At 65.4% G+C, this 17,949-nt stretch carries 15 protein-coding genes; 11 read left to right on the top strand and 4 right to left on the bottom strand.

Annotation, left to right across the window (positions count from 1 at the left end; all coding sequences use genetic code 11):
- Position 1: 1 nt before the first annotated feature.
- Positions 2–760, top strand: a complete 759-nt coding sequence (locus UU9_RS00345; RefSeq protein WP_237710187.1) for a carboxymuconolactone decarboxylase family protein — start codon at positions 2–4, stop codon at positions 758–760.
- Between the two features lie 8 nt (positions 761–768).
- Here UU9_RS00345 and UU9_RS00340 read toward each other — a convergent pair whose 3' ends face one another.
- Positions 769–1,662: a LysR family transcriptional regulator gene (locus UU9_RS00340; RefSeq protein ID WP_007079710.1), complete on the bottom strand. Its 894-nt coding sequence runs from the start codon at positions 1,660–1,662 to the stop codon at positions 769–771.
- 157 nt (positions 1,663–1,819) lie between these two features.
- Between UU9_RS00340 and UU9_RS00335 the strand changes: the two genes are divergently transcribed.
- The 6 genes from UU9_RS00335 (at position 1,820) to UU9_RS00315 (ending at position 7,964) form a co-directional block, all read left to right on the top strand.
- Positions 1,820–2,815, top strand: coding sequence for an aldo/keto reductase (locus UU9_RS00335; RefSeq protein WP_007079709.1), 996 nt, complete (start codon positions 1,820–1,822; stop codon positions 2,813–2,815).
- A 280-nt stretch (positions 2,816–3,095) separates the two neighbouring features.
- Complete coding sequence (locus UU9_RS00330) at positions 3,096–3,671, top strand: DUF3228 family protein (RefSeq protein ID WP_007079708.1); 576 nt, start codon at positions 3,096–3,098, stop codon at positions 3,669–3,671.
- 530 nt (positions 3,672–4,201) lie between these two features.
- A complete protein-coding gene (locus UU9_RS00325; protein ID WP_007079707.1) occupies positions 4,202–4,648 on the top strand; it encodes a hypothetical protein in 447 nt (148 codons plus the stop codon).
- A gap of 33 nt (positions 4,649–4,681) precedes the next feature.
- Complete coding sequence (locus UU9_RS18290; RefSeq protein WP_237710186.1) at positions 4,682–4,918, top strand: hypothetical protein; 237 nt, start codon at positions 4,682–4,684, stop codon at positions 4,916–4,918.
- Between the two features lie 461 nt (positions 4,919–5,379).
- Positions 5,380–6,369, top strand: coding sequence for a ligase-associated DNA damage response exonuclease (locus UU9_RS00320; protein ID WP_007079706.1), 990 nt, complete (start codon positions 5,380–5,382; stop codon positions 6,367–6,369).
- Positions 6,369–7,964 carry an ATP-dependent DNA ligase gene (locus UU9_RS00315; RefSeq protein WP_007079705.1) on the top strand — a complete coding sequence of 532 codons (1,596 nt, stop codon included), beginning with the start codon at positions 6,369–6,371 and terminating at the stop codon, positions 7,962–7,964. The genes UU9_RS00320 and UU9_RS00315 overlap by 1 nt, the downstream gene beginning before the upstream one ends.
- Before the next feature lie 27 nt (positions 7,965–7,991).
- On the opposite strand, the gene UU9_RS00310 is transcribed toward UU9_RS00315, so the two are convergent.
- Positions 7,992–9,185, bottom strand: coding sequence for a serine hydrolase domain-containing protein (locus UU9_RS00310; RefSeq protein WP_007079704.1), 1,194 nt, complete (start codon positions 9,183–9,185; stop codon positions 7,992–7,994).
- Between UU9_RS00310 and UU9_RS00305 the strand changes: the two genes are divergently transcribed.
- Together UU9_RS00305 and UU9_RS00300 are read left to right on the top strand one after the other, a co-directional pair.
- Positions 9,184–9,633: a hypothetical protein gene (locus UU9_RS00305; RefSeq protein ID WP_007079703.1), complete on the top strand. Its 450-nt coding sequence runs from the start codon at positions 9,184–9,186 to the stop codon at positions 9,631–9,633. The genes UU9_RS00310 and UU9_RS00305 overlap by 2 nt on opposite strands.
- Before the next feature lie 182 nt (positions 9,634–9,815).
- Positions 9,816–10,319 (top strand): PepSY domain-containing protein, encoded by a 504-nt coding sequence (locus tag UU9_RS00300; RefSeq protein WP_007079702.1) that lies wholly within the window; start codon positions 9,816–9,818, stop codon positions 10,317–10,319.
- 117 nt (positions 10,320–10,436) lie between these two features.
- Here UU9_RS00300 and UU9_RS00295 read toward each other — a convergent pair whose 3' ends face one another.
- Together UU9_RS00295 and ilvD are read right to left on the bottom strand one after the other, a co-directional pair.
- Entirely contained in the window at positions 10,437–11,951 is a 1,515-nt protein-coding gene (locus tag UU9_RS00295; protein ID WP_040669770.1) for an alpha-N-arabinofuranosidase, read from the bottom strand.
- A gap of 493 nt (positions 11,952–12,444) precedes the next feature.
- Positions 12,445–14,286, bottom strand: a complete 1,842-nt coding sequence (ilvD, locus tag UU9_RS00290) for a dihydroxy-acid dehydratase (protein WP_007079700.1) — start codon at positions 14,284–14,286, stop codon at positions 12,445–12,447.
- A gap of 127 nt (positions 14,287–14,413) precedes the next feature.
- Here ilvD and UU9_RS00285 point away from each other — a divergent pair, with 127 nt between their 5' ends.
- Together UU9_RS00285 and UU9_RS00280 are read left to right on the top strand one after the other, a co-directional pair.
- Positions 14,414–15,322, top strand: coding sequence for a LysR family transcriptional regulator (locus UU9_RS00285; RefSeq protein WP_007079699.1), 909 nt, complete (start codon positions 14,414–14,416; stop codon positions 15,320–15,322).
- A gap of 129 nt (positions 15,323–15,451) precedes the next feature.
- Complete coding sequence (locus UU9_RS00280; RefSeq protein WP_007079698.1) at positions 15,452–17,923, top strand: hybrid sensor histidine kinase/response regulator; 2,472 nt, start codon at positions 15,452–15,454, stop codon at positions 17,921–17,923.
- The last annotated feature ends 26 nt before the right edge of the window (positions 17,924–17,949 follow it).

Below are 17,949 nucleotides of genomic sequence, written 5' to 3'. Positions count from 1 at the left end.
ATTGCGCGCGCTGGCAGCCGCGCTGGTCTTGGCTTCCGGGTTGACGATGGCTCCGAGTTACGCCTCTCAGAACAGTGCCGAGCTCCATGCCATGGCCCACGAGTATCCAACGGCTGAGACGCTGTCCGCCAAGCAGCAAGCCATCCCGCTGATCGCCGTCTCCATGGCCAAGAGCGATATGCCCAGTCTTCGCTCTGCCTTGAACCAAGGGCTGGATGCCGGCCTGACCATCAGCGAAGCCAAGGAAATGTTGGTGCAGCTCTACGCCTATGTCGGCTTTCCGCGCAGCCTCAACGCGCTGGGCGAGCTGAAATCGGTGGTGGAGGAACGCCGCAAGCGCGGCATGCATGACGCGCCGGGGCGCGAGCCCGGCCATCCGGCGCCGACGGGCGACGCCTTGCTCACCGTGGGCACGGCGAACCAGACGCGTATTGCCGGCAAGCCGGTGAAGGGACCGTTGTTCGACTTCGCGCCCGTCATCAACCAGCTCCTGCAGGCGCATTTGTTCGGCGACATCTTCGAACGCGACAACCTCGACTGGCAGAGCCGCGAGCTCGCCACGGTGGGTGCACTCGCGGCAACGCCGGGCGTGGAGGCGCAGCTGGGCTCGCATGTGGCCGCCAGCGTGAGAGTCGGCCTGACCGTTTCGCAGTTGCGTCAGCTGGCCCAGACATTGGCCAATCACGGCGACGCCGATGCGGCCCAACGTGTGGGCAAGGCGCTGGACGCGTATCTGGCCAAAGCCGGCGGATCGAATTGATCGGGATATCAGTCCGCGTAACGCAAGGCATCGCGTAACAGCGTGAAGGCAGGTGAGCTCTGGCGGCGGCTCGGATAGTAGAGGTGGTAACCCGGAAACGATGGGCACCAGTCCGCCAACACGCGGATCAATCTTCCCTCGTTCACCTGCGCCGCCACCAGGTCCTCGGGCATGTACGCCAGGCCCAGTCCCTTGAGCGCGGCATCCAGGCGCATCGCGATATTGTTGAACACGAGTTGGCCTTCCACACGCACTTTCAGCTCTTGGCCTTTCTTCTCGAACTCCCACGGAAAGATGCCGCCGTAGGTCGGCAGGCGGATGGCGATGCAGTTGTGCCGCAGCAGGTCGCGTGGAGTCCTGGGTCGCGGATGCCGGGCGAAGTAATCCGGCGATCCGACCACCGCCATGCGCACCTCGGGACCGATGCGCACCGCGATCATGTCCTTGGCCACCTGCTCGCCCAGCCGCACGCCGGCGTCGTAGCCCTCGGCCACGATGTCGGTGAGGCCGTAGTCCACGATGATCTCGATATGCAGATCGGGATGATCCGGCAGCAGCTTGGCGAGCACGGGCTGCAGGACAGCGGTGGCCGCGTGTTCGCCCGCGGTGATGCGCAACCGGCCTGCGGGCGTGTCCCTGAATTCGCTGAGCGAGGCCAGCTCGATATCGATTTCCTCGAACCGGGGAGCGATGACCTTCAGAAGGCGTTCGCCGGCCTCGGTGGGTGAGACGCTACGGGTCGTGCGCGCCAGCAATCGCACGCCCAACCGTCCCTCCAGCTGGCGTATGGCCCGGCTCAGTGCAGGTTGTGACATGCCGAGCTTCGCGGCGGCACGCGTGAAGCTGCGTTCCCGCGCCACCATCGAAAAGATCGCCAGTTGATCGTAGCTCTCGGACGACATTTATCCGCACCGGTTATGAACGCTTTCCGATTGTGCCATCTAGTGCCGGCAATGGCCGGGATCTAAATTGTTCATGGCGAGCACACGAAGGCGTGCTCCCGCCCCGGCTTCTCGACACCCGGTGATGGCTGACTGCAACAGACAACGGAGTAGACCCATGAAAAACCGCACACTCGGCAACAGCCATCTGGACGTCTCCGCCCTCGGGCTGGGCTGCATGGGCATGAGTTCCGCCTACGGCCCGGCCGGCGACAAGCAGGCCATGATCGCCCTGATCCGCGCCGCCCACGAACGCGGCATCACCCTCTTCGATACGGCCGAAGCCTATGGCCCGTTTGCCAACGAGGAACTGGTCGGTGAAGCGCTGGCGCCGATTCGCGACGAGGTCGTCATCTCGACCAAGTTCGGCTTCGACATCGACCCGCAGACCGGCGAACGCGGCAGCGGCACCAACAGCCGGCCCGCGCACATCAGGGCAGCGGTCGAAGGCAGCCTCAGGCGGCTGCGCACCGACCGCATCGATCTGCTGTTCCAGCACCGGGTCGATCCCCAAGTGCCGATCGAGGATGTGGCCGGTGCGATCAAGGAACTGATCGCCCAGGGCAAGGTGAAACATTACGGCCTGTCGGAACCCAGCCTGCAGACGGTCCGCCGCGCCCATGCCGTGCACCCGGTGGCCGCGGTGCAGAACGAATACTCACTGTTCTGGCGCGGACCTGAAGCAGACATGTTGCCGCTGGTTGAAGAACTCGGCATCGGCTTCATGCCTTTCAGTCCGCTGGGCGCCGGCTTTCTCACCGGCAAGATCGACGAGAACACCACGTTCGACCCCACCGATTTCCGCAACAGCGTGCCCCGCTTTTCGCCCGAAGCGCGCAAGGCGAATCTGGCCCTGGTCGATCTGGTCAAGATCGTCGCCGAACGCAAACAGGCAACGCCTGCACAAATTGCGCTGGCGTGGTTGCTGGCGCAGAAGCCATGGATCGTGCCGATTCCCGGCACGACGAAGTTGCACCGACTGGAAGAGAATCTTGGCGCTGTCGACGTGGCATTGACACGCAATGATCTGCACGAGATCGATGTGGCGACGTCGAAAATCGAGATCGAGGGCGAACGTTTACCCGAAGCGGCGCTGAAGATGACCGGGCGCTGATGGACGACAAGCCGGGCGAAACGCGACCACGGTTTGCTATTGCTCCCTCCCCTGCTTGCGGGGAGGGCCGGGGTCACGCCCTGGATCTGACTTTCGCGGCGTAGCAAGAGCATCCTCCCGACTCCCGCGATCGAAGGGAATCCCTCGGGGCAAGCAGAGAAACCAGCAAAGCGCGCTCAGGCAACTTGCGTACATTGCCAATGAATGGGCCGAAGGAAGGCAGTCCGACAGCACTCCCAACGCGATACCCTCATGCGTTGAGCCACCACCCATCCACGTCATGTCCATCATCCTCACCGCCTTCGCCCGCACCCGCCTGTTCCCCCGCGATCGCCGCCCCAGCGCGATCCAGGACTGCACCGCCGAGGCCTTCGAGCAGCGCCTCAACGACGAGCTGCCGCTGAAGGTGCTGGATGGCTACGCGCCGTTCTGCAAGCTGCATGTGCACCGCAACTGGACGTCCACACGCTGCACCGCCACGCCGATCACCGACGCCAACCGCCACCTGTTGCGCTCGGCGTACGAGGCGCGTAGCCGCGATGAACTGCCAGTGCTGGTGCGCTGGTTCGAAGGCATCGATCCGCCAGTCGCGGATTATCTACTGCCGATCCTCTACAGCCGCGAGCAACTGGCGAAGGAGGGTTCGCCGATTGATGCGGATTGGGGCGTGGTCGGCTGTCTCTACACCGCCGAGCCGGAGGAAATTCCGATGGTGCCGATCACGATGCTGCGCAATGCACTGGGCGTGGAAGAAGGCGGTTCGGGTATATCGCTGGATCGCGAGGCGTATCGCCGCGCCGTCGCGTTCTGGGAGCAACACGCGAACTGGCGTAGGGGAACGGCTGTGCACGGGTAAGGTTCCAGCGCATTCGCTTGAGGGCGCCGACGCCAAACTGTTCGCGCGGTGCATGAAATCGTGGAACACATCCATGAAGTCCGGCATGCATCACTGCCAGAATTCCATCAACGAGTCCATGTCAGGAGTGCCTTGCGCAGCCACATCGGTTTCCGCAGCGGCAGACGCTTGCGCGCGGCGCTTGGGTATCGTTATTCCATCAGATTCGAAGCCGCGTACGCTGATCGACGTCCACTTTTCCGCAGAAACTCTCCTCCAGCGCTGGATCCCCACCTGGAGTGGCACGGTGACTCGGAGTATCAAAATTCCACATGATGCTCAAAGACAGGAGTCCATCACGAACGAACCGAGCGCAAAGGCTGCGCAACGACCGGCGGGCCACACGTGTACAGTGGGCAACACCCGATCAATCCTGTTGATTGCGGCCTGAGCTCGGCTTCCTGTTGAGACAGAAACGCGTGCTCAAGGTAACGTTGCTAATCTGCATTCGCTGAACAGTAGATCCATATCCATAAAAAATGGAGGTAGTCATGTTCAAGATAAGGGCTCTTGCAGTACTCGCAGCAGTCTCCACTGCAGCCGGTTGTTCATCCGGGTACCTGGTCAAGCTCGACTCGACGCCACAGGGCGCCACGGTCGTCTGTAGCGGAACCGACCAGGGCTACACGCCAACGGCCGTTCACTACGAAAAAAGCGCCGAAAAGCATTCTTATATCGATGCGAGCAACTGTATCGCCAAGTGGCAAAGCGGGGCCAAGGCCACCTACCCCGCGCACCTGAAGGTTTCCCCGGAAGGTCCTATTACATCCACGATAGCGAGGCCAGATGTGCCCGGCTATCAGAAGGATGCAGACTTCGCTGCGAAAGTTGAGCGGATGAAACACGACAAGAACTTCGCCCAAAAGGATGCCACGGGAAAGAATCATTCAAGCACGATGTTGTGTTCATACGTGGGCGGTCAGCAAACCTGCTTGTAATCTGCAGCAGGCTCAAGCTCACTGGTGGACAGAGTGCTCAAGCGGCGTCTGGCAATTCGTCAAAAGGGACGGCCAGGCGCCTCTTGCTCTGATGAGCACCAACAAGAAAGACTCATCTGTCAAAGAGTTGTTCGCGCGCTCAGCACCGAGCAAGCGTCGCGCAGGTTCGACCTGCTGTTCGTCAATGCAGGCATAAAGAATGATGACCGCGAGACGATCGCCGATGTATCGACCGACGAATTCGTGCGGGTGATGTGGCCAACGCCCTGAGCCCCATGTGCGCGGTCGAAACGCTGCAGGACCTGGCGGTGGCCGCGGGCACGATCGACATCATGTCGTCCGGCTACGGCAGGGTGACCAACAACACCAAGGTTGCACGGTGCCCTAGTAGGCGCGCTGCGCATACGCCGCACTGTTGACTGCTCCCTCCCCTGTTTTCAGGGGAGGGCTGGGAAGGGGGCTGCTTGATCTTCCCGGCCAGCCCGAGCAACCCCTCCCGCCTCCCCCTGCACGCAGGGGGAGGAGCAAAGCAGGCGCTCGCGACCAGCCCGCACGCCTCGACGGCTCCCTCCCCTGCTTGCAGGGGAGAGTTGGGGAGGGGTTCGCTTTTGATCTGGGCTTCTCGAGAGCAAGAGCAACCCGCTTCCCACCTTCCTCTGCAAGCAGGGGAAAGAGCAATAGCAACGCCCATTGCCGCCGCCTTGACGCCCCGCCGCCTAGCGTCGGCGACCATGCGCGACGACCTGCTGCAACCACGTTCCCAGGGGCTCTACTGCCCGGCCGGCGATTTCTTCATCGACCCGCGCTGGCCGGTCGAGCGCGCGGTGGTGACGCACGCGCATGGCGATCACGCGCGTATCGGCAACGCCGGTTACCACGTGGCTGCGGCGGGTTCGGCACTGATGCGCGAGCGGCTGGGCGAGGAAGCCGTCATCGAGACGCACGAGTACGGCGAGGCGTTCACGCTCGGCGACGTGCGCGTGTCGATGCATCCCTCGGGGCACATGCTGGGCGCGGCGCAGATCCGGATGGAACACGGTGGGCGCGTGGTGGTGGTTTCCGGCGACTACAAGCGCGAAGCCGATCCCACCTGCGCGCCGTTCGAGACGGTGCCGTGCGACGTGTTCGTCACCGAATCGACCTTCGGCTGGCCGGTGTACCGCTGGCCGCCGATCGACGCCGTGATCGCCGACCTGCTGAGCTGGTGGGACGACTGCGCGCGACGCGGCGTGCCTGCGCTGCTGTTCTGCTACGCGCTGGGCAAGGCGCAGCGGCTGCTGGCGGAACTGGCCTTGCGCTGCGACCGCGTGGCGCACGTGCACGGCGCGCTGCTGCAACCGGTGCAGCACTACCGCGATGCCGGCATTGCGTTGCTGCCCACCGTGCCGCTGGCCGAGAACGCGCGCGGCACGGCCATGGCGGGCGAGCTGATCATGGCGCCGCCCTCGGCCGCCAACACGCCCTGGATGCGCCGCTTCGCCAACGCCTCCACCGCCTTCGCCTCGGGCTGGATGCAGGTGCGCGGCAACCGGCGCCGGCGCGGTTTCGATCGCGGCTTCGTGGTATCCGATCACGCCGACTGGCCCGGCCTGCTGCGCAGCGTGGCGGACAGCGGCGCATCACGCATCTACGTCACCCATGGCGACGGCGACGTGCTGACGCGCCACCTGCGCGAACTCGGCCACGATGCGCTGGCACTGGAAGCGTTGGGAGAATCCTGATGCGCCGCTTCGCTGCCCTCTATGCGCAGCTCGACCGCACCGCCTCGACCGTGGCCAAGCGCGAGGCCATCGCCGCCTACCTGCACGATGCGCCGCCCGCCGATGCCGCCTGGGCGGTCTACGTGCTGGGCGGTGGCAAGCTGCGGCGGCTGGCGACGGCCACCGAATTGCGCACGGCGGCGCAGGCGGCCACGGGTTATGCGGAGTGGCTGATCGATGCCAGCTACCAGCATGTCGGCGATCTGGCCGAAGCCATCGCGCTGCTGTTGCCGCCCGGCGATGGCGCGCTGGCGGACACGCCACTGCAGGTGTGGATGGAAGACTGGTTGCCCGCGCTGGGCAAGCTCGATCCACCTGCGCGGCAGCTGCAATTGCAGGCGTGGTGGCGAGCATTGGCGCCGCAGCAGGTGTTCCTGCTCAACAAGCTGCTGACCGGCGCGCTGCGCGTGGGTGTGTCGCAGCGGTTGGTGGTGCAAGCGCTGGCGCTGTGGTCGCAACTGCCTACCGACCTGATCGCGCATCGCCTCAGCGGTGACTGGCAACCGCACGCCGCAGCACTGTCTGCGCTGGCCGAACCGGACAGTGGCGAAGAACACCTCACCGATCGGCCCTATCCATTCTTCCTGGCCTCGCCGCTGGAACAGAACGTGGAAGCATTGGGCGATCGCAACGACTGGCTGGCGGAATGGAAGTGGGACGGCATCCGCGCGCAACTCATGCGCCGCAGCGGCGAGGCGCGGCTGTGGTCGCGTGGCGAGGAGCGTCTGGATGGCCGTTTCCCCGAACTGGAAACCGCTGCCGCCGCACTGCCGTTCGACGGCGTGCTGGATGGCGAGATCCTGGCCTGGAACGCCGCCGGCCACCTGCCGCGCGCGTTCACCGCGCTGCAGAAGCGCATCGGCAAGCTCAAGCCCGGCGCCAAGCTGCTGGCCGATACGCCGGTGCGCTTCATGGCCTACGACCTGCTGGAACACGACGGCGAGGATCTGCGCCAACAACCCTTGCGCGCGCGTCGCGAACGCCTCGCCACCCTGCTGCAGGACGTGTCGCCCGCGCTGATGCTGTCGCCCGCCCTGCCCGCCACCGACTGGCCTGCACTTGCCCTCGAACGCGAACAATCGCGCGCACGCCAGACCGAAGGACTGATGCTGAAACGGCTCGATTCGCCCTACCGCGTAGGCCGCAAGCGCGGCGACTGGTGGAAATGGAAAGTGGAGCCGTACACGCTGGACGCCGTGCTGATCTACGCGCAGCTCGGCCACGGCCGCCGCGCCGGCCTGTACACCGACTACACCTTCGGCGTGTGGGATCGCAGCCACCTGGTGCCCGTCGCCAAGGCGTATTCGGGACTGGACGACGCGGAGATCGCCACGCTCGACCAGTGGATCCGCAGCCACACGCTGGAGCGCTTCGGCCCGGTACGCTCGGTCGAACAGGTGCACGTATTCGAGCTGGCGTACGAAGCCATCCAGCGCTCGTCGCGGCACAAATCCGGCGTTGCCGTGCGCTTCCCGCGCATCCTGCGCTGGCGCACGGACCTGGCCATTCGCGATGCCGACAAACTGGACGATCTGCGGCGGCTGGCGATGGATTGATCGCGCGCGCTGCGCACGAACCGCGTTTCAGTGCGCTGCCTGCGCTCCCTCCGCGTCCACCGCATCCTTGACGGCCGCCACGAAGGCACGCCGCGCCGCGACCAGCGCGTCGGATGTCGCGTGCGGCCAGGAGCCCACCTGGGCGATCACCAGCTGGCGCGCGGGGTCGACGTAGATCACCTGGCCGAAGATGCCGATGGCGGCATAGCTGCCGTCGGCATCCGTCCACCACAGATAGCCGTAGCCACGGTCCGGTGCATCGACGCTGGCCTGACGCTGCAGCGCGCCCTTGAGCCAGGCCGTCGCCACCACCGGCTTGCCATCGATGCGCCCGCCATCGAGCATGAACTGGCCCAGCCGCGCGTAATCGCCCAGCGTGGCCGAGAGTCCGCTGCCGCCGGTGTCGCTGCCATCGCATTCGTCCTTGACCCAGGTGGCATCGGACGCCATGCCGTACGGCTTCCAGATGGTCTGCGACAGGTACGCCGCCAGCGAGCGATGCGTGGCCCGCTGCACCAGGATGCCGAGCAGGTCGGTTTCGGCGGTGTTGTAGTTCCAGTGCGTGCCGGCGGGCCATTGCCGCGGTTGTTTGCGCAGGTAAGACAGCACATGCGCCTGGCCGTCCATGCAGGCACCCAGGTACATCTGCGCCACATCCGATCTGGGGTCCGCGTAATCCTCGTTCCACTGCACACCGGAGGTCATCGTCAGCAACTGCTGCACGGTGACGTCGGCGTAGGCGCTGTCACGCAATTCCTGGATATAGGTGCCCAACGTGTCGTGCAGGCTGTGGATTTCGCCGCGCTGGAGCGCGATGCCCAGCAAGGTGGAGGTGACCGACTTGGCCACCGAGAACGACTCCCACCGCTGCTGCGGCCCGAAGCCCAAGCCGTAGCGCTCAAGACGAACGCGCCCGTGCTGCAGCACCATTACGCCGGCTAGATGGTGCTGCCCCATGTAGCTCGCCAGCGACATGGAATCGACCGGCAGAGACTTGCCTGGCGGCAGCTCGTGAACATGCGTGCCGCGCGGCGCAAGGTCGCTGGGAAACAGCTTGGCCATCTGGCGGAACTGCGCCTCGCGCTGCGCCTGCGACCAGAACAGTACCTGCTCGCGTTGCTGGCCGATGGTGGGTGCCGCCGGCGCGGCCGCCGCCGATGGCAGCGAGACGATCAGGCAAAGTGCGGCGGCGAACAGGCGGACACTGATGACACGGTACATGGCGATACGGCCGGAGCGATGGCGGGATCATCATTTTACCGGCCAGCACCGCCAGGATTGCCGGCGCGATACGTCAGCCCATACGCCACCGCTGGAACGGCTGCGCATCCTGATGCGTGCCTTCATCCGCTACGAATGCGAGGAAGCGGCGATGCGCGTGGCGCTCAATGACGCCGCCCCGCTCTATCGCGACGTACCGGAAGCGAAGGAGGCCAAGGCAGCGGGCCATCGCATGTTCCAGGCATTCATGCGTGAGGCGCTGCCCAAGGCGACCAGCAAGACCCGCGCTTTGGCCGGCAACCTGATCACCACCACGCTCAGCACGGTGGGGAAGGACTTCTCTGAAAGCCCCCGGACCTCCACGGAGATCGACACCTACGCCAAGGCCATGTCCAACATGTTTTGCGCCTATCTTGAAGCGCTGAACAGGGACACCAGGCGGTTGTAGGTTTGCGGGAAGGTTCCGGCTTCACATCCCCACGACGTTTGCGCCGCCGCCTTCACGCTGCATTGCGCACAAGATGGTTCGATCGAGTCATTGCGGAGCAGCTTTCCAGCACTCCCATGACTTGGGCGACGCCGGCCAGCCGGCCCGCCATCTGTAGTGCCAACCCGAGAAAGGAGTTATCGATGATCAAGCGCACGCTTCCCCTACTGATTGGACTGTCGGTTTGCAGTGTGGCCCTGGCGCAGGATCCACCTGTCACTACCCAGTCGCAGACAACCACCACCCAGACCACCACCACGGCGTCCACCTGGAGCACCGAGCCGCCCGCGGGTGCGTTGAGTGAGGAGGCCATCAAGACCGCGGTCGCCAATGCCGGCTACAAGGAGGTCAAGGATCTGGAATTCAAGGATGGCGTCTGGCGCAGCGAGGCACGCGGCGGCAACAAGCAGTGGGTGAAGATTGCGGTGGGACCGGAGACCGGCAGGGTCTACGTCAGTGACGCGCCGTCCAAACTCAACGAGGATGAGGTGAAGGCCAAGCTGGCCACCGCGGGCTACGAAAAGGTTCACGACGTGGAATACGAACATGGCTTGTGGAGCGCGGACGCGTCCACTCACAGCGGTGCCGCGGTGGACCTGCTGGTCGACCCGACCGACGGCAGCGTGGTGGCCAAATCACGCGACTGACATCGCGCCACACTGACATCGCATCACCGAGAAAAAGAAAGCCCGGCGCAACATGGCCGGGCTTTCCTGCATCAGGTCGGACGGCGCAGGAATTGCGCGCCATCCCGCTCATGCGCCTCAGCGCAATTGCAGCATCACGATCGACTTGGCCGGCAGTGCGACCTTCAACTGGTCACCCTGCACGCGGGCGCCGTTGAACGCCGCCGGCTTCACCGCGTCGGGCCGGTCGAAGGTGTTGCGCGAGTTGATCTTGGGCGCGGTGAGGATCTGCCCGCTGACACCCTTCGCCTGCAGGCCCTGCACCTTCACCTGCACCTGCGCGGCGCGAGCCGGGTCGAGGTTGGTCAGCGCCACGTAGACATGGCCGTCCTTCGCCCGCACCGCGGAGCCGTGCACCTGCGGCACCGAAATACCGTCCAGCGTGTACTTCGGCGTATCGAGCTGCAACGGCAGTTCGGTGGCGTCCTGGTACGGCAGGTACATGGCGAACACGTGGTACGTGGGCGTCAGCAGCATGCGCGGGCCGTCGGTGAGGATCATCGCCTGCAGCACGTTGATCATCTGCGCGATGTTGGCCATCCGCACGCGGTCGGCGTGGTGGGTGAAGATGTCCAGCGTCAACGAGGCCACCAGCGCATCGCGCAGCGTGTTCTGCTGCTGCAGGAAGCCGGGGTTGCTGCCCGGAAGCGGCGCATACCAGGTGCCCCACTCGTCCACCACCAGGGCCACCTTCTTTTCCGGATCGTACTTGTCCATCACGGCGCTGTGGCGGGTGATCAGGTCATCCATCCGCAAGGCTTCGGACAAGGTCTGGATCCAGCCCTTGTTGTCGAAATCGGTGGACGACTGACTCGGCGGCCAGCCGCCGGCCACGGTGTAGTAATGCATGCTGAGGCCGTCCATCAGCTTGCCGGCCTCGCGCATCATCACCTCGGTCCAGTGGTAATCGTCGCCGTTGGCACCGGGCGCGATCTTCAACATGGTTTCGCCGGCGGGCACTTTCACGAAGGTCTGGTAGCGCCGATACAGGTCAGCCGCGTACTCCGCGCGCATGTTGCCGCCGCAACCCCACAATTCATTGCCGATACCGAACAGCGGCACTTTCCAGGGCTTTTCGCGGCCATTGGCGATGCGCTCCTTGGCCAGCGTCGATTGGCCCGTGGCGGTCATGTACTCGGCCCACTGCGCCATTTCCTCCGGCGGCGCGTTGCCCACGTTGCCGGCCACATAGGCCTCGCTGCCGATGAGCTCCACGAAGTTCATGAACTCGTGCGTGCCGAACGCATTCGATTCGGTCACGCCACCCCAGTTGGTGTTGACGCTGGTCGGGCGCTTGCTCTTCGGACCCACGCCATCGCGCCAGTGGTACTCGTCCGCGAAACACCCGCCGGGCCAGCGCACGTTGGGCACGTGCAAGGCTTTCAGCGCCGCCACCACATCGTTGCGATAGCCGTCCGTATTGGGGATGGACGAATCCGGCCCGACCCACAGGCCGCCGTAGATGCCCGTGCCGAGATGCTCCGCGAACTGGCCAAACAGGTGGCGCGAGACCACGGCGCCGGGCTTGCCGGCCTCGAGGCTGCCGCTGACGGATACGTCGGCGGCCAGTGCCTGCCCCATCCCCAGTGTCATCAGGACGGACAGCGAAAAAAGGTGCCAGCGTCGTGCAGGTTTTTGTGGCATTGCGGAGGTCCCCCCTTTGAATCAGTGCGGCGAACGCACGGGCTTGAATAAAGTCGGCGATGACGGGCGCATGCCTATGGCCATCCAACGACCGACCGTTCCCACTGAGCGTAGCCTGCGCAGCAGGCGAAGTCGAAGTGTCGCCCAAGCTTGAGAGCGGCGAAAAGCGGAAGGCCCGCTTTCGCTTCTCCTGCATAGCGGAGACAAGATGGCAGGATTGCCATCTTGAGCAGCAACGCTGCCCGCAGGGCAGATGCCATGGATGGCATCTGTTCAAGCTGCCCGAAGGGCTGAAGGGGGCGCTTTTCGTTCTGCTTGAAAAGCAACGGCAGCGCGGCTGGCCGCGCCCCCTTCCGCCTTCGGCACCTTCCCCCGCAAGCGGGGGAAGGAACAGCATCGCGCTTGGCCCGAATTCCTCACAAACTCTGAGGCTTCGGCAGCTTCAATCCTCCAGCAGATCCAGATCGCGCACCGCGCCCTTGTCGGCGCTGGTCACCAGCTTGGCGTACGCCTTCAGCGCGGCGCTGACCTTGCGCTTGCGTGGCAATGCCGGCCGCCAGCCCTTCGCCGCCTGCGCCGCACGCCGGCGTTCCAGTTCCTCGTCGCTGACCTCGAAACGCACGATGCGGCTGGGGATGTCGATCACGATGATGTCGCCGGTCTGCACCAGGCCGATGTTGCCGCCCTCGGCCGCTTCGGGCGACACGTGGCCGATCGACAAGCCGGCCGTACCGCCGGAGAAACGGCCGTCGGTGATCAGGGCGCAGGCCTTGCCCAGCCCCTTGGATTTCAGGTAGCTGGTCGGGTACAGCATCTCCTGCATGCCCGGTCCGCCGCGCGGGCCTTCGTAGCGGATGATGACCACATCACCGGCTTTCACCAGGCCGCTGAGAATGGCCGCCACCGCCGCATCCTGGCTTTCCAGCACCACCGCGGGGCCGCTGAAGGTGAGGATGCTCTTGTCGACGCCGGCGGTTTTCACGATGCAGCCGCGCTCGGCAAGGTTGCCGTAGAGCACGGCCAGGCCGCCATCCTGGCTATAGGCGAATTCGCGCGAACGGATGCAGCCGGTCTCGCGGTCGGTATCCAGGTTGTCGTAGCGGCAGCTCTGCGAGAACGCGGTCTGGGTGCGGATGCCGGCGGGGCCGGCGCGGAAAAACTCCTGCACGGCGGCATCCTTCGTGCGCGCCACATCCCACGTGTCCAGCGCCTCGGCCAGCGACGGGCTGTGCACGGTGGGGACGGACGTATCGATCAGGCCCGCGCGATCCATCTCGCCCAGGATCGCCATCACGCCACCGGCGCGATGCACATCCTCCAGGTGGTAGCTGCTCGACGGCGCCACCTTGCACAGGTTGGGCACCTTGCGCGAGAGCCGGTCGATGTCGCTCATGGTGAAATCGACGCCGCCTTCCTGCGCCGCCGCCAGCAGGTGCAGCACGGTGTTGGTGGAGCCGCCCATCGCGATATCCAGCGACATCGCGTTCACGAACGCCGCCTTGCTGGCGATGTTGCGCGGCAGTGCCCGCGCATCGTCGCCCTCGTAGTAGCGGCGGGCCAGCTCGACCACGGTGCGACCGGCCTTGCGGAACAATTGCTCGCGATCGGCATGCGTGGCCACCAGCGAACCGTTGCCCGGCAACGACAGGCCCAGCGCCTCGGTGAGGCAGTTCATCGAATTGGCGGTGAACATGCCCGAACACGAGCCACAGGTGGGACAGGCGGAACTCTCGATGGCCAGCACGTCGGCGTCGGACACGCTGTCGTCGGCGGCGGCCACCATCGCGTCGATCAGATCCAGCGCCACCTCCTTGCCGGCCAGCCTGGTCTTGCCCGCTTCCATCGGACCGCCGGAAACGAACACCACCGGGATGTTCAGCCGCAGCGCCGCCATCAGCATGCCGGGGGTGATCTTGTCGCAATTGGAAATACACACCAGGGCGTCGGCGGTATGGCCGTTGCACATGTACTCCACGCTGTCGGCGATGATGTCGCGCGACGGCAGGCTGTAGAGCATGCCGTCGTGACCCATCGCGATGCCGTCATCGACGGCGATGGTGTTGAACTCCTTGCCGACGCCGCCGGCGCGCTCGATCTCCTCGATCACCAGTTGCCCCATGTCCTTCAGGTGCACGTGGCCGGGCACGAACTGGGTGAACGAGTTGGCCACCGCGATGATGGGCTTCTGGAAATCGCCATCCTTCATGCCGGTGGCGCGCCAGAGTGCGCGGGCACCAGCCATGTTGCGGCCGGCGGTACTGGTACGGGAACGGTAAACGGGCATGGAAGGCTTCCCCTGTGGCGATGGCGAGGAGTCGGTCGGGCTCCCGTTGGGCGAACGCCCATTCTGCTTGGCGACCTCCATACCGTCCAATACAATACGTGGAGTCCAGCCATACGGTATACGAATAGTGGAACTACGCCAGCTTCGCTACTTTGCCGCCATCGTCGAGGAAGGCGGCTTCTCCCGCGCCGCCGAACGGCTGCATGTATCGCAGCCGCCGTTGTCGACCCAGATCCGGAATCTGGAGAACGAGCTGGGTGTGCAACTGCTGGAACGCAGCAATCGCGGCGTGGTGCTGACCACGGCGGGGGCGGTGTTCTACGACGAGGTACAGGCGGTGCTGGCGCGGCTGGAGCACGCCAGAGTGAAGACGGTGCAGACCGAGCGCGGCGACATCGGCATGCTCTCGATCGGCTTCGTGTCGATCGCCGATTACGGCATCCTGCCGCCGGCGCTGAAAAACTTCCGTGCCCGTTTTCCGATGGTGGAAGTGCAACTGCACGAGTTGACGACAGACGCGCAGATCCGCGAGTTGCGTGCGGCCCGGCTCGACCTGGGCATCGCCCTGGCGCCCGTGAACGAGCCGGACCTGGTGTTCAAGGGCGTGATGCGCGAGGCGCTGGTGCTCGCCGCGCCCGCTGGCGATCCCGCGGCGAAAGGCGACGGGCCGATCAGTCTGCGCAGCCTGTCAAAGGCCAGCTTCATCGTGCCGCCACGCGAGGTCGCCTCCGGCCTGTACGACCTCACCATCAGCCATTGCCACGCGTCCGGCTTCGCCCCGCAGGTCACCCAGCACGCGCGGCAGATGCAGACGGTGATCGGGCTGGTCTCCAGCGGCATGGGCTTCGCGCTGGTGCCGTCGTCGGTGCGCAACCTGCAACGCCCCGGCGTGCGCTACCGGCCGCTGCGCGGCAAACCGGCCTTCATCGAGCTGGGCATCCTGCGTCTGCGCAGCGTGACCAACCCGCTGGCCGAAAACTTCATCGCGGCGCTGCGCTCGGCAGCCGCGGAGCACGGAACCCGCAAGCCGGCGTAGTGGTTTTTGGCGCGCGCGTCCCCGTATCAAACGCACGCCGCCGGGCAAGCTCCATCCACGCGTCATTGCCAGCCTGCGCAGAAGGCGGCACGATCCATGGTTATTGGTCGACGCCGCGCTGGAGGGCTCATGGCAGAAGTCTCCTTCTTGTCGGGTGGCGGCGAGATGGGTGCGTTGATGCGTGCCCATGACTGGTCGCACCACCCGTTGGGCCGGCCAGAGAGCTGGCCGCAGTCGCTGCGCACCACCCTTCGCTCGATGCTCAATTCGCGCCACCAGATGTGCGTGTTCTGGGGCAGCGAGGCTTTCTGGTTCTACAACGACGCCTATCGGGAGACGCTCACGACCGAACGCCATCCGTCGTCGCTGGGCAAACCGGGGCGGCAGGTGTGGCCCGAGATCTGGGACGACATCGGCGCGCAGATCGCCCAGGTCATGCGCGGCGGCAGCGCCACCTGGCACGAAAACCAGCGCCTGGTGATGCAACGCGATGGCCGCGACGAGGACACCTACTGGACCTACAGCTACAGCCCGATCGACGACGAAAGCGCCGACAGCGACGTCGGCGGCGTGCTGGTGGTGTGCACGGAAACCACCGAGCAGGTGCTGGTGTCCCGGCGTGCGCTGGAGGAGCGCCAGCGGCTGGCCGGGCTGTTCGAACAGACACCCTCGTTCATCGCCATGCTGCGCGGTCCCGACCATGTCGTCGAGCTGGCCAACCCCGGCTACATGCGACTGGTCGGCGGCCGCCCGCTGCTGGGCCGCAAGGTGGCCGAAGCCCTGCCCGACGCGGCCAGCCAGGGCTTCGTCGACCTGCTGGACATCGTCTACGTCAGCGGCCAGTCGTACGTGGCCACGGCCACGCCTTTTGCGATGCAGCCGGCACCCGGCGCGCCGATCAGCCAGCGCTATCTCGACTTCGTGTATCAGCCGATCAGGGACGACGCCGGCAGGGTCACCGGCATCTTCGTCGAAGGCACCGATGTCACCGAGCGCGCGTTGGCGGAAAAGGCGCTGCGCGCCAGCGAAATCAGGTTGCGCGCGATCAACAGTGACCTGGAACAACAGGTGGCGCAGCGCATACATGGCCGTGCGCGCACCTGGCAGTTGAGCACCGACATCATGGGCGTGCTCAATGCCGAGGGCATCTTCGAGCTTTCCAATCCCGCCTGGCAGCGGGTGCTGGGCTGGCCCGAGGAAATCATCGCCTCCACCCCGTTTTTCGACTTCCTGCATCCGGATGACCTGGAGCGCAACCAGCGCGCGTTCAGCCGCGCCCTCGAACTGGGCGAGCCGGCGCTCAGCTTTGAAAACCGCTATCGCCACGTCGATGGCGGCTACCGCTGGCTGTCGTGGGTGGCCATTCCCGAAGACGACAAGATCTACTGCAGCGCGCGCGACGTCACCGCCGAAAAGCAGGCCGCCGAATCACTTGCGCGCACCGAGGCGGCGCTGCGCCAGGCGCAGAAGATGGAAGCCGTGGGCCAGCTCACGGGCGGCATTGCCCACGACTTCAACAATCTTCTGGGCGGCATCATGGGTGCGCTGGAAGTCGCCCGGATGAAACTGGAGCAAGGCAAGATCGGGGATCTGCCGCGCCTGCTGGAAATCGGCGACACCGCCGTACGCCGCGCCGCCTCGCTCACCCAGCGCCTGCTGGCCTTTTCCCGCCAGCAAACGCTGGACCCGCGCCCCACCGACATCAACCGGCTGGTCGCCGGCATGGAAGAACTGATACGCCGCACCATCGGCCCGCCGGTGCAGTTGGAAGTGGTCGAAGCCGACACCTTGTGGCTGTGCAGAGTGGACCCACCGCAGTTGGAGAATGCGCTGCTGAACCTCTGCATCAACGCCCGCGACGCGATGCCCGACGGCGGCCACCTCACGATCGAAACCGCCAACCGCACGCTCGATGATCCCGCCGCGGCGGCGGTCTTCGATCTCCAGCCCGGGGAATACGTGTCGTTGCGCGTCACGGATACCGGCAGCGGCATGACACCCGAGGTGATCGCGCGTGTCTTCGATCCCTTCTTCACCACCAAGCCGATCGGCCAGGGCACAGGGCTGGGCCTGTCGATGATCTACGGCTTCGCCCGCCAATCCGGCGGCCAGGTGAGGATTCACTCCAAACCCGGCAAAGGCTCGGCGTTCACCATCTACCTGCCACGCCACTTCGAAGCGCCGCCGCAGGCCGAGCCCAGCCAGCCCCAACACCTGCCGGCAGCCACCCCGCAACGCGAGACCGTCCTGGTGGTCGAGGACGAGCCGTCGATCCGCGAGCTGGTCTGCGAACTGCTGACGGGGTCGGGCTTCCGCACACTGCACGCCGCCGACGGCAGCGCCGGCCTGCGCATCCTCCAGTCGGCGGCCAGCATCGACCTGCTGATCACCGACGTGGGACTTCCCGGCGCACTGAATGGTCGGCAGATGGCCGATGCCGCCCGTACCTTCCGCCCCCGATTGAAAGTCCTGTTCATGACCGGCTATGCCGAGCACTCCGTTGTGGGCGACGGCCACCTGGAACCGGGGATGCACATCCTCACCAAGCCGTTCTCGCTGGATGTGCTGCGGCGAAAGATCCACGACATCCTGTCGGCCTGATCCATCGAGCGAGGTTTTGCTGCGGC

The organism is Rhodanobacter fulvus Jip2 (genome assembly GCF_000264315.1).
GTDB classification, from domain to species: Bacteria; Pseudomonadota; Gammaproteobacteria; order Xanthomonadales; family Rhodanobacteraceae; genus Rhodanobacter; species Rhodanobacter fulvus.
The sequence above is the reverse complement of the archived record's forward strand: the minus strand, read 5'-3'. Positions and strand labels throughout refer to the sequence as shown.

What these genes read in the sequence shown, in the direction of transcription:
- UU9_RS00300 (WP_007079702.1), top strand. Translation starts at nt 9,816, where the DNA reads ATGATCAAGCGCACGCTTCCCCTACTGATTGGACTGTCGGTTTGCAGT.
- UU9_RS00310 (WP_007079704.1), bottom strand. Translation starts at nt 9,185, where the DNA reads ATGTACCGTGTCATCAGTGTCCGCCTGTTCGCCGCCGCACTTTGCCTG.
- UU9_RS00335 (WP_007079709.1), top strand. Translation starts at nt 1,820, where the DNA reads ATGAAAAACCGCACACTCGGCAACAGCCATCTGGACGTCTCCGCCCTC.
- UU9_RS00305 (WP_007079703.1), top strand. Translation starts at nt 9,184, where the DNA reads ATGGCGATACGGCCGGAGCGATGGCGGGATCATCATTTTACCGGCCAG.
- UU9_RS00340 (WP_007079710.1), bottom strand. Translation starts at nt 1,662, where the DNA reads ATGTCGTCCGAGAGCTACGATCAACTGGCGATCTTTTCGATGGTGGCG.
- UU9_RS00330 (WP_007079708.1), top strand. Translation starts at nt 3,096, where the DNA reads ATGTCCATCATCCTCACCGCCTTCGCCCGCACCCGCCTGTTCCCCCGC.
- ilvD (WP_007079700.1), bottom strand. Translation starts at nt 14,286, where the DNA reads ATGCCCGTTTACCGTTCCCGTACCAGTACCGCCGGCCGCAACATGGCT.
- UU9_RS00325 (WP_007079707.1), top strand. Translation starts at nt 4,202, where the DNA reads ATGTTCAAGATAAGGGCTCTTGCAGTACTCGCAGCAGTCTCCACTGCA.
- UU9_RS00315 (WP_007079705.1), top strand. Translation starts at nt 6,369, where the DNA reads ATGCGCCGCTTCGCTGCCCTCTATGCGCAGCTCGACCGCACCGCCTCG.
- UU9_RS00295 (WP_040669770.1), bottom strand. Translation starts at nt 11,951, where the DNA reads ATGACACTGGGGATGGGGCAGGCACTGGCCGCCGACGTATCCGTCAGC.
- UU9_RS00320 (WP_007079706.1), top strand. Translation starts at nt 5,380, where the DNA reads ATGCGCGACGACCTGCTGCAACCACGTTCCCAGGGGCTCTACTGCCCG.
- UU9_RS00280 (WP_007079698.1), top strand. Translation starts at nt 15,452, where the DNA reads ATGGCAGAAGTCTCCTTCTTGTCGGGTGGCGGCGAGATGGGTGCGTTG.